At 54.2% G+C, this 10,083-nt stretch carries 9 protein-coding genes; 4 read left to right on the top strand and 5 right to left on the bottom strand.

Annotated features, from left to right (window positions below; genetic code table 11):
- A partial coding sequence (gene thiI, locus H7A81_RS12775; protein ID WP_370529953.1) for a thiazole biosynthesis protein occupies positions 1–624 on the top strand: 624 nt, incomplete at its 5' end.
- Positions 625–745: 121 nt separating this feature from the next.
- Here thiI and yajL read toward each other — a convergent pair.
- Both yajL and panE read right to left on the bottom strand, forming a co-directional pair.
- Positions 746–1,357: a protein deglycase YajL gene (gene yajL, locus H7A81_RS12770; RefSeq protein ID WP_034831049.1), complete on the bottom strand. Its 612-nt coding sequence runs from the start codon at positions 1,355–1,357 to the stop codon at positions 746–748.
- Complete coding sequence (gene panE / locus H7A81_RS12765) at positions 1,311–2,231, bottom strand: 2-dehydropantoate 2-reductase (protein WP_045833921.1); 921 nt, start codon at positions 2,229–2,231, stop codon at positions 1,311–1,313. Before panE ends, yajL begins: the two co-directional genes overlap by 47 nt.
- Before the next feature lie 125 nt (positions 2,232–2,356).
- Here panE and H7A81_RS12760 point away from each other — a divergent pair, with 125 nt between their 5' ends.
- Entirely contained in the window at positions 2,357–2,848 is a 492-nt protein-coding gene (locus tag H7A81_RS12760; RefSeq protein WP_034831052.1) for a YajQ family cyclic di-GMP-binding protein, read from the top strand.
- Here H7A81_RS12760 and H7A81_RS12755 read toward each other — a convergent pair.
- Positions 2,845–4,617, bottom strand: a complete 1,773-nt coding sequence (locus tag H7A81_RS12755) for a sigma-54-dependent Fis family transcriptional regulator (protein WP_182057681.1) — start codon at positions 4,615–4,617, stop codon at positions 2,845–2,847. The two genes, H7A81_RS12760 and H7A81_RS12755, sit on opposite strands and share 4 nt — an antisense overlap.
- Positions 4,618–4,908: 291 nt before the next feature.
- Between H7A81_RS12755 and H7A81_RS12750 the strand changes: the two genes are divergently transcribed.
- Both H7A81_RS12750 and adhP read left to right on the top strand, forming a co-directional pair.
- Complete coding sequence (locus H7A81_RS12750) at positions 4,909–6,429, top strand: aldehyde dehydrogenase family protein (protein WP_182057680.1); 1,521 nt, start codon at positions 4,909–4,911, stop codon at positions 6,427–6,429.
- A gap of 30 nt (positions 6,430–6,459) precedes the next feature.
- On the top strand, positions 6,460–7,500 hold the full coding sequence (gene adhP, locus H7A81_RS12745) for an alcohol dehydrogenase AdhP (protein ID WP_034831060.1): 1,041 nt from the start codon (positions 6,460–6,462) through the stop codon (positions 7,498–7,500).
- Between the two features lie 61 nt (positions 7,501–7,561).
- On the opposite strand, the gene H7A81_RS12740 is transcribed toward adhP, so the two are convergent.
- Both H7A81_RS12740 and cyoE read right to left on the bottom strand, forming a co-directional pair.
- Positions 7,562–8,926 carry an MFS transporter gene (locus tag H7A81_RS12740; RefSeq protein ID WP_034828088.1) on the bottom strand — a complete coding sequence of 455 codons (1,365 nt, stop codon included), beginning with the start codon at positions 8,924–8,926 and terminating at the stop codon, positions 7,562–7,564.
- A 256-nt stretch (positions 8,927–9,182) separates the two neighbouring features.
- Positions 9,183–10,070 carry a heme o synthase gene (gene cyoE, locus H7A81_RS12735; RefSeq protein ID WP_034828090.1) on the bottom strand — a complete coding sequence of 296 codons (888 nt, stop codon included), beginning with the start codon at positions 10,068–10,070 and terminating at the stop codon, positions 9,183–9,185.
- Positions 10,071–10,083: the final 13 nt, after the last annotated feature.

The raw sequence follows: 10,083 nt of genomic DNA, 5'->3' as shown, positions 1-10,083 counted from the left end.
GCTGAGCGCTACGGCGTTCAGGCGCTGGTGACCGGTGAAGCGCTGGGCCAGGTATCGAGCCAGACACTGACCAACCTGCGTCTGATTGATAACGCCTCGGATACCCTGATCCTGCGTCCGCTGATCTCGCATGATAAAGAGCACATCATCGATTTGGCGCGCCATATCGGCACCGAAGATTTCGCTAAAACCATGCCGGAATATTGCGGTGTGATTTCGAAAAGCCCAACGGTAAAAGCGGTGAAGGCGAAGATCGAAGCAGAAGAGCAAAACTTCGATTTCGAGATCCTCAATCGCATGGTGCAGGAAGCCAGCAACGTCGATATCCGCGAGATTGCGGAGAAGGCACAGGAAGAAGTGGTGGAAGTGGAGACGGTGGTCTCGTTCACCGCAGATGATGTGGTGCTGGATATCCGTTCTGTGGATGAGCAAGAGGCATCACCGCTGGCGCTGGAAGGCGTGGATGTGAAATCTCTGCCGTTCTACAAATTGAGCACACAGTTTGGCGATTTGGATCAGAACAAAACCTGGCTGCTGTATTGCGACCGCGGCGTGATGAGCCGTTTACAGGCGTTGTATCTGCATGAGCAAGGCTTTAAAAACGTGAAGGTCTATCGTCCGTAACGGTGATAACCTGGTAACGGCGTGATTCATCGCGCGTGTCACACTCGGCACCTTGCCACTGTGACATGCGCAATACATTGCGCCGCTACCGTTAAGTGCTTTCTACTGCATGACAATGCGGTTATTCACGCTCTTCAAATTCCTGATAGTTATAAATCCCCGCCGCTAACACCAGCTGTGACGCCACTTCACGCGCTTTCTCTTTATCCACCAGCAGATCAATTAGCTTCAGTGCAAAATCAATCGAAGTGCCAGGCCCCTGGCTGGATAGCAGGTTGACGCGCGGATCCCATACCACACGGCGATCCATCCAGTGTTTGTCAGGGATGGTGTCGCGCAAGCCAGGAAAACCGGTCATATTGCCCACCGGGAACAGATCGTGCGGAATCAGCACCGTGCCAGGTGCGGCACAAATCGCGGCAACGATTTTCCCTGCCAAATGAAACTGGCGTACGGTTTCCACCAGCAGTGGGCTGTCACGGAAGGTCTCTGCGCCCTTGAGGCCGCCGGGCAGCACCACGGCGTCATAATCGTTATCCGCCACCTCAACCAGTGGCGCATCGGCCAGCAGGCGCACGCCTCGTGAGCAGATAATCTCGCGCGTGCCATCGCTTTCGACACTGGCGGTAGTGACGCTTAAGCCCGCGCGGACCAGCAGGTCGATAGTGGTGACAGCTTCAATCTCTTCACTGCCATGTGCCAGGCAAACCAGAACCGATGCGGTCGCGCTCATATTGGGACTCCTTGCGTTTAATCAGATCGTACAAACGGGTGTTCTCCGGCAGCGCAATGCCCTGCGCGCGAGCGCGGCGCAGCAGGTAGCCGGTGATGTAGTCAATTTCTGTCAGGCGCTGGGCGCGCACATCCTGCAACATTGAGGAGGTATTCGCTGCGGTGCTGTCGATGACGTCATAGATGATGTCGCGCAGGTTATCGACCGCAATGTGCTGGCCTTCACGCTCCATCACCCAGGCAATCTCTTCACACAGCGTGGCAATCTGCTGCGGCCAGGCGCGCAGGGCACCGTTCTGGCAATCGTGTTCAACGGTAAGCGGATTAATTACGCAGTTCACCGCCAGTTTGCGCCAGCTGGCAGAAGCAATGTTGTCATGCCAGGCCACGTCCGGCAGCGCCTGATGCAGGATATCGGCGATATCGCTCATCGCGGCACTTTCACGTCCGGTGGGACCGATATGTGTGATGCCCTGCGCAACGTGTTTGATCACCGTGCCATCGCGCATCGCCGCGTGGGTGGTAATGCCGCGCAGCAGCGGTTGCTGCAACTCCTTCAGCTCTTCCAGCGTGCCCATGCCATTGTGCAATAACAAAATGGCAGCATGAGCAGGCAGGATGCTTTGCAGGTTTTTGACCGCCGGGGAAACCTGTGGCGCTTTTAGTGTCACCAGCAACAGCTGGCTTTCGGCAAGAAACAGCGGATCGTTGGCGATAAACGTGTGATTGCTGACTTGTCCTTGCGGATCAATCACGTTCACCGAGCAATAGGGCTGCGGCACGCGCAACCAGCCCTGAACCTCATGTCCCTGACGTGCGAGCGCGGCGAGCCAAATTTGACCCAGGGCGCCACAACCCAACACGGTAATTTTCATTTTGCCTCCCGCTGACGGGTTCTCAATTTCACGACATCGTTAAGTATAGCTTTCCGCGTATCGTGTTTAATTAGCGCCATAAGACGCGTATTATGCATGTCACTTTAGTATCAGGAGAAGAAAAGATGCCATCTTTCGATATCGTTTCCGAAGTCGAACTGCCGGAAGTGCGTAATGCGGTGGAGAATGCCAGCCGTGAAATCTCAACCCGTTTCGATTTCCGCAATGTGAGCGCCAGCATTGAGCTTAACGAAAAGAATGAGACCATCAAAATCACCAGCGAATCTGATTTCCAGGTTAAACAGCTGGTGGATATTTTGCGTGAAAAGCTGCTGAAACGCGGCATTGAAGGCGCAGCGATTGAAGTGCCAGAAGAGATCATTCACAGCGGTAAAAGCTGGAGCGTAGAAGCCAAGCTGAAAAAGGGTATCGAAAGCGATATCGCTAAAAAGCTGGTGAAGCTGATTAAAGACAGCAAGCTGAAAGTGCAGACGCAGATTCAGGGTGAAGAGTTGCGCGTGACCGGTAAATCACGCGACGATTTGCAGGGTGCAATGGCGCTGGTGCGCGGTGGCAACCTCGGCCAGCCATTCCAGTTCAAAAACTTCCGCGACTAATTGCGTTTGTCGCGTGCGGCACGACGATAGAGCGTGCTGCGCGCGACACCTAATGCCTCCGCCGTTTTACTGATATTGCCATTGAAGCGTTGCAGCGTTTCGCTAATCAGCCGCTCATCATGGCTCTGCTTATCTTCCGCTGGCACCGCCGCTGCTCGACGATATTCGGCTGGCAAATGCACATCAGTGACTTCATCCCCTTCGTCCGCCAACGCCAGCAGCACGCGCAACAGACTGCGTAATTGCCGCACGTTGCCCGGCCATGGCAATTGTGCCAGCGATGCCAGCAAGGCGGGAGAAAGCTGGATATCGCGATCTGCGCCGCCCAGCTCAATCCACAACCGACCAATAAAGTCTTCGATATCTGGCCAGGCACGCAACGGCGGGATGGTCATGGAAAATTCCTGCAAGCGATAGAGAAGATCCTCGCGGAACTCGCCCTCGGCCACACGCTGCGCCAAATCACGGTGTGTTGCGCAGATCACGGCAAAATTCACCGGCCAGCTGCGACTGGAACCGAGCGGCGCGACCTCTTTTTCCTGCAGCACGCGCAGCAAACGGGTTTGTAGCGCCAGCGGCATATCTCCAATTTCATCAAGAAACAGCACGCCACCATCCGCCTCGCGGATTTTACCGATGTAGCCATTTTTGCTGGCTCCGGTAAAGGCACCAGGCTGATAACCAAATAGCTCGGATTCAATCAACGCTTCCGGAATGGCAGCGCAGTTGATGGCGACAAATTTGCCCTCACGCCAGCGACTCTGTTGATGCAGCGCACGGCTGACATACTCTTTACCGCTGCCGGTTTCACCGTGAATGCACAACGACACACCGGCATTCATCAGACGCACCATTTTCTCGCCATCGCGACCCAGTGAGAAGGGAAGCTCCACGCTGGGTTCACTTGGCGTAGCAAAGTGGGTGCGGTGCGGAGCGCGCAGGCGGAAGTAGTAGCGCTGTTGTGCGAAATGAATCGGTAAAGGAATGGTGTTGGCCTGCTGTTCGAGCTGATCAAACAGCTGCTGGAATGTCAGGGTGCCCAACTGCCCGGTGGTGAGATTGAGTTCACGCATCGCCAGGCGGTTTGCGGCGGTGAGCACATTATCGGAGAACACCAGCAGCAACTCATCACTGGTATCAATGCCGTGCGGCTCAACGTGCAGGCTCATCAACCATTGTTGGGGATGCAGGCTTTGCTTAACCCACAAATACTCGATCTGTTTAGCGGCGGCTTTGACCCACTGAAACGTTTGCGGATGCGGGAAGTGCGCTGGGCCAGAGATATCCAGCACGCCCGCAATCTGACCGTTGGGCATCTGCAACGGCATGGCGGCGCAGTAGAGCCCCTGATTCAAGGTGAGAAAATGTTGCTGGCCTTCAATTTCACAGCCATCGTCAATCGCTAGCGCGGTGCCAATCGCATTGGTGCCGCGCCCGCATTCGCTCCACAAATTGCCAGGGGCGAGGGCGAATCGCTGCGCTTTCTCCATCGATTGCATGTCGCCAAAGGTATTCAGTACCAGTCCGGTGGCATCAGAAAGAATCACTACGGATTGTTTTTCCGCCAGTTTCTGCGCCAGCTGTTTGATCACCGGCTGGGCGAATTGTTGTAGCCCGGCATTACTGGCCAGCACATCAGCCAGCTCACCCTGGCGGACGCGAGGAAAATCATCGGCGGTGCGGTCGAGACCATACAGCTGGCTACGAAACCAGGAGTCGCTCAAAAGCGGGTTGGTATTAACGGCAGACGCGGCTGAATTTCCCTGCATTGGTAACCTCATGCCTAAGCGAAAGTGTTGCAGCATTGTAGCGGCTTGGTTTCTGCGGTGTTGCGATACGCAACACAGATGAGGATTTTGGTGGCAGAAACCGCGCGTTTAAAAGGGCTATTGGTTTTATAAATCGATGATAGATAAAACGATTTTTCGAAAATTCGCAAGCTGAAAAAAACTGGCACGCCCGCTGCAATAGGTATGTACGGCAGCGGGCTGTTCAATCTGTTGACCCACAGGTTGCCGCTGCCAGCTAACAATAAACGACCCTACACGAAGGAGTTTGCGATGCGTTATGCACATCCCGGCACGCCCGGCGCTTTGGTCACTTTTAAAGCGACCTACGGCAATTTTATTGCGGGCAAATTCACAGAGCCGCTCAGCGGCCAGTATTTTACGAACACCTCGCCTGTTGATGGCAGCGATATTGCGCAGTTTCCGCGTTCTGACGCGCGGGATATCGATTTAGCACTGGACGCTGCTCATCAGGCCGCTGACGCCTGGGGAAAAACCAGCGTGCAACATCGTGCCAATCTGCTGCTGCAGGTGGCCGACTGCATTGAACAAAACCTCGAAATGTTGTCTGTGGCGGAGAGCTGGGACAACGGCAAACCGATCCGCGAAACCCTCAACGCCGACCTGCCGCTGGCGGTGGATCACTTCCGCTACTTCGCCGGTTGTCTGCGTGCGCAGGAAGGCAGCACCGCTGAGATTGATGAAACCACCGTTGCTTATCACTTCCACGAACCGCTGGGCGTGGTCGGGCAGATCATCCCGTGGAACTTCCCGCTGTTAATGGCGGCATGGAAACTGGCTCCGGCGCTGGCGGCAGGTAACTGCGTGGTGCTGAAACCGGCCGAACAAACGCCACTGGCCATCACGCTATTGATGGAATTGATCGGCGATCTGTTCCCGGCCGGCGTGCTTAACGTGGTGCAGGGCTTTGGCCGTGAAGCCGGTGAAGCGCTGGCCACCAGCAAACGTATCGCCAAAATCGCGTTCACCGGTTCTACGCCAGTGGGCCGTCATATTATGGCGTGCGCGGCTGAAAACATCATTCCTTGCACCGTCGAGCTGGGCGGCAAGTCGCCGAACATCTACTTTGCCGATGTGATGGACGGTGAATCGGACTTTATCGAAAAAGCGGTGGAAGGGCTGGTGCTCGGTTTCTTCAACCAGGGCGAGGTCTGTACTTGTCCATCACGTGCGTTGATCCATGAATCGATCTATGAGCCGTTTATGGCGCGGGTGATGGAGAAAGTGGCAAACATCCGTCGGGGCGATCCGCTGGATACTGACACCATGATCGGTGCTCAGGCTTCCCGTCAGCAATTCGACAAAATCCTGTCTTACATCAACATCGCGCGCGACGAAGGGGGGCAAATTCTTACCGGAGGCGATCGCGCCAACGTCGCTGCCGAACTGGATAACGGATTCTATATCCAGCCAACCCTGATTAAAGGCAGCAACCAGATGCGGTGTTTCCAGGAAGAGATTTTTGGGCCGGTTATCGGCATCACCACCTTTAAAGATGAAGCGGAAGCCTTGTCGATTGCCAACGAAACCCAGTTTGGCCTCGGGGCGGGCGTGTGGACGCGTGATACCAATCTGGCGTATCGCATGGGACGTGGCATCAAAGCCGGTCGTGTCTGGACCAACTGCTATCACATCTATCCCGCACACGCAGCTTTCGGTGGCTACAAGCAATCGGGAGTGGGGCGCGAGACGCACAAAATGGCGCTCAGCACCTATCAACAAACCAAAAATCTGCTGGTCAGCTATGGCACTGCGCCTTTGGGCCTGTTCTGAGTCCGCATCCGATCAAATGGAGAGTGAAAGATGAATATGCAAATCAAAACCACCATGAAAGCCGCTGTTGTTAAAGCCTTTGGCGAACCGTTAGTGATTGAGCAGGTGCCAGTACCGCAAGTTGGACCGGGCCAGATCCTGGTGAAAATCGCCGCGACCGGCGTGTGCCATACCGACTTACATGCTGCCGAAGGTGACTGGCCGATTAAACCAAACCCTCCGTTTATTCCCGGCCACGAAGGCGTAGGGCAGGTAGTCGCGCTCGGTGAAGGAGTGAAGCATTTAAAACTGGGCGATCGTGTGGGTGTGCCGTGGCTCTATTCCGCATGCGGCCACTGCGAGCACTGTCTGGATAGTTGGGAAACCCTGTGCCTGTCACAGCAGAATGCCGGTTATTCGGTGAACGGCAGTTTCGCAGAATATTGCCTCGCGGATGCGAACTATGTCGGCATCATCCCGGAAAACATCGATTACAACGAAATCGCACCAATTCTGTGTGCCGGTGTGACGGTGTACAAAGGCCTGAAAATGACCGATACCAAGCCAGGCGATTGGGTAGTGGTGTCCGGTATTGGAGGTTTAGGTCATATGGCGGTGCAGTACGCGGTGGCGATGGGACTGAATGTGGCTGCGGTGGATATTGACGATGAGAAACTGGCGTTTGCTAAGCGGCTTGGTGCCAGTGTGGTAGCGAATGCGAAGAACGTCGATCCCGCAAAAGTGTTCCAGGAAAGTTTTGGTGGTGCGCATGGCGTGCTGGTTACGGCCGTATCACCGAAAGCGTTTGAGCAGGCGATTGGCACCATGCGCCGTGGCGGCACCATGGTGCTGAACGGTCTGCCACCGGGCAAATTTGATTTGTCGATTTTCGATATGGTGCTGGACGGGATTACGGTGCGCGGTTCAATTGTGGGCACGCGTAAAGATCTCCAGGAAGCGTTAGATTTCGCCGGTCGTCACAAAGTGAAAGCCAACGTGGCGGTTGAACCGCTGACCAACATTAACGACATTTTTGCGCGTATGCATGCGGGAAAAATTGAAGGGCGTATCGTGGTGGATATGTCGCTTTAATTAGCGTGATGGTTTGTGGCGGAGCGGTTAATCGCGCCGCCACAGAGTGTGTGACTACTAACTAACAGCTGGCGAGCAGCGCTTCGATTTCGACGCGGCTCGTCACTTTACTGTCGATCTTGATGTAAGCACTTTTCTCTTCCGGCACGATAAATACTGAAGAGACACCCGGCTGCGCTTTTAAACGCTTCTCAAGGTTAGGCACCGCTAATACGGCATCACTGAGTACCATGCGCAGGCTGCTGACGTAAGGCGGCTCTTGCATCGACATCGCCACAAACAACCAGGCTGCCGCGACAATCGCACCCACCAGAAACACCGTCTGCGCATCAAAGTGACCGAAGATCCAACCGCCCATGCTGCCGCCAATCGCCACGCCAATGAACTGGCTGGTGGAGTAAATGCCCATCGCTGTACCTTTGTAGCCCGGCGGTGATTCTTTACTGATCAGCGAAGGCAGAATAGCTTCCATCAGGTTGAAGGCGAGGAAGAATAGCTGCACGCCAATCACCAGCGTCCAGAAATGACCAGCCGCACCCCACAGTACGATTTCCGCGATAATGATCAGTGCCACGCAGGTAACAAAAACGCGCTTCATGCGGCGTTTCACTTCGGCATAGATGATGAAAGGCACCACCAGAACGAAAGCGACCAGCATGGTGACCAAATAGACTTTCCAGTGTTCAGATGCCGGGAAGCCCGCTTGTTCAAACTGGCCTGGCAAAGCCACAAAACTCGACATCAGCAGGATATGCAGGCAAAGAATACCGATGTTTAATTTCAGGAGTTTAGGGTTGGCTAACACTTCACGAATGCTGGCTTTTACCATGCCGGACTCACGGTTAAGCACGTGATTCGGTGCGCTCGGCACCACCAATAGCGTGATAACAATGCCCAGCGAGGCCAGAATAGCGATCATCCAGAACAGTGCATGCAAACCCAGAGCATGGGTAACAATTGGGCCTACCACCATCGCAATAGCAAAGGTCACACCGAAACTGATGCCAATAAACGCCATTGCTTTAGTGCGGTTTTGTTCGCGAGTGAGATCTGAGAGTAGCGCCATGACTGCAGCGGCAATTGCGCCTGAGCCTTGCAAAGCACGACCCAGGATCACGCCCCAGATTGAGGTGGTCATCGCCGCGATAATACTGCCCAGCACGAACACTAACAGCCCGCCAACAATGAGCGGTTTGCGACCGACGCGATCGGACAGCAGACCAAACGGAATCTGGAATACGGCTTGCGCCAGACCATAGATGCCAATTGCCAGACCAATTAAGGTTTCACTGGCTCCCTGCAACGCCATACCGTACGTGGTGAGTACCGGCAGGACCATAAACATTCCCAGCATGCGCAGGGAAAAAACTGTGCCTAAACCCCATGTAGCCCGAAGCTCTACTGGCGTCATTTTATTGTCGTTCATTCCAACCTCTGTAAGTTTATGCCCTTTATACTTCAAGCCGCAGATGCGTTGGCTGCGCACGTTCACCCAGGTCACTTACTTTAGTCAGCTCCCAGGGATTCATGCACTTGCCGCCTTCCTGCATCTCGAATTATTCCGGGCATTTAGCTCTCATTTTAGGGAGCAGGGCAGGGCGGGTAAAACAATTGTTGTTAAGCAGTGGTAACAAAAAGAAAGGGCGCGAAATTCGCGCCCTTTCTGGTGTTGCGGAGCTGTATTACCAGACGTAAGTCAGCAGGTCTTTAGAGGCCGGCGTCATAAAATCAACCGACATCATCACGCTCAATGCTGTGATAGCGACAATCGAGAACACAAACAGTTTACGCGCCCAAACTTTATCGTTTGAAGTTTTGTAACCTGAAAGCGCCATGCCCAGCCACCACACGCTGACCGCTGCTGCGACCACCAGATACTTATAGCCCGCGTAACCGCCGAGTGTCAGCATCAGCGTAGCAATCATGAACGCCAGGATGTATAGCGTAATATGATTTTTGGCTACCGAGATACCTTTCACGACAGGCAGAACCGGGATGTTAGCCGCCTGATAATCCTTGAAGCGGAAAATCGCAATCGCGTACGAGTGCGGCATCTGCCACAGGCTAAAGATAGCCAATAAGATCAGGGCGCCAGCATCAAACTGGTTGGTCACTGCGCAGTAGCCAATCACTGGCGGTGCTGCACCAGAGAGGCTACCGATCAGCGTGCCATACACGGAGTTGCGTTTCATATACAGGCTGTAAATGCCCACATAGACAACGAAGCCCATCACCGCCAGCCACATGGCCAGCGGGTTAGCGCCGAAATACAGCAACGCAAAGCCAGCAATACCCAATGCGGTTGCATAAACCAGGCTTACTTTCGCCGAGATCAGGCCTTTGACCAGAACACGGTTCCGCGTTCTCTCCATTTTGATATCGATGTCGCGGTCAATCACGTTGTTGAATACACAACCCGATGCGACAACCAGCGAAACGCCCACCAGTGAATAGAGAAACAGGGGGTAATCAATGCTGCCTTTCGAAGCCAGCAAGAATCCACCGATCACAGAAATTAAGTTGCCGAAAATAATTCCTGGTTTTGTTACTTGCAGGTATTGCTTAATCATTACGTGTGACTCT

The organism is Pantoea sp. ME81, from assembly GCF_903970985.1.
Classification (GTDB): Bacteria; Pseudomonadota; Gammaproteobacteria; order Enterobacterales; family Enterobacteriaceae; genus Pantoea; species Pantoea communis.
The sequence above is the reverse complement of the archived record's forward strand: the minus strand, read 5'-3'. Positions and strand labels throughout refer to the sequence as shown.

Excerpts from the sequence above, each read along its gene's own strand:
- yajL (WP_034831049.1), bottom strand. The coding sequence starts at position 1,357 with ATGAGCGCGACCGCATCGGTTCTGGTTTGCCTGGCACATGGCAGTGAA.
- panE (WP_045833921.1), bottom strand. The coding sequence starts at position 2,231 with ATGAAAATTACCGTGTTGGGTTGTGGCGCCCTGGGTCAAATTTGGCTC.
- H7A81_RS12760 (WP_034831052.1), top strand. The coding sequence starts at position 2,357 with ATGCCATCTTTCGATATCGTTTCCGAAGTCGAACTGCCGGAAGTGCGT.
- H7A81_RS12755 (WP_182057681.1), bottom strand. The coding sequence starts at position 4,617 with ATGCAGGGAAATTCAGCCGCGTCTGCCGTTAATACCAACCCGCTTTTG.
- H7A81_RS12750 (WP_182057680.1), top strand. The coding sequence starts at position 4,909 with ATGCGTTATGCACATCCCGGCACGCCCGGCGCTTTGGTCACTTTTAAA.
- adhP (WP_034831060.1), top strand. The coding sequence starts at position 6,460 with ATGAATATGCAAATCAAAACCACCATGAAAGCCGCTGTTGTTAAAGCC.
- H7A81_RS12740 (WP_034828088.1), bottom strand. The coding sequence starts at position 8,926 with ATGAACGACAATAAAATGACGCCAGTAGAGCTTCGGGCTACATGGGGT.
- cyoE (WP_034828090.1), bottom strand. The coding sequence starts at position 10,070 with ATGATTAAGCAATACCTGCAAGTAACAAAACCAGGAATTATTTTCGGC.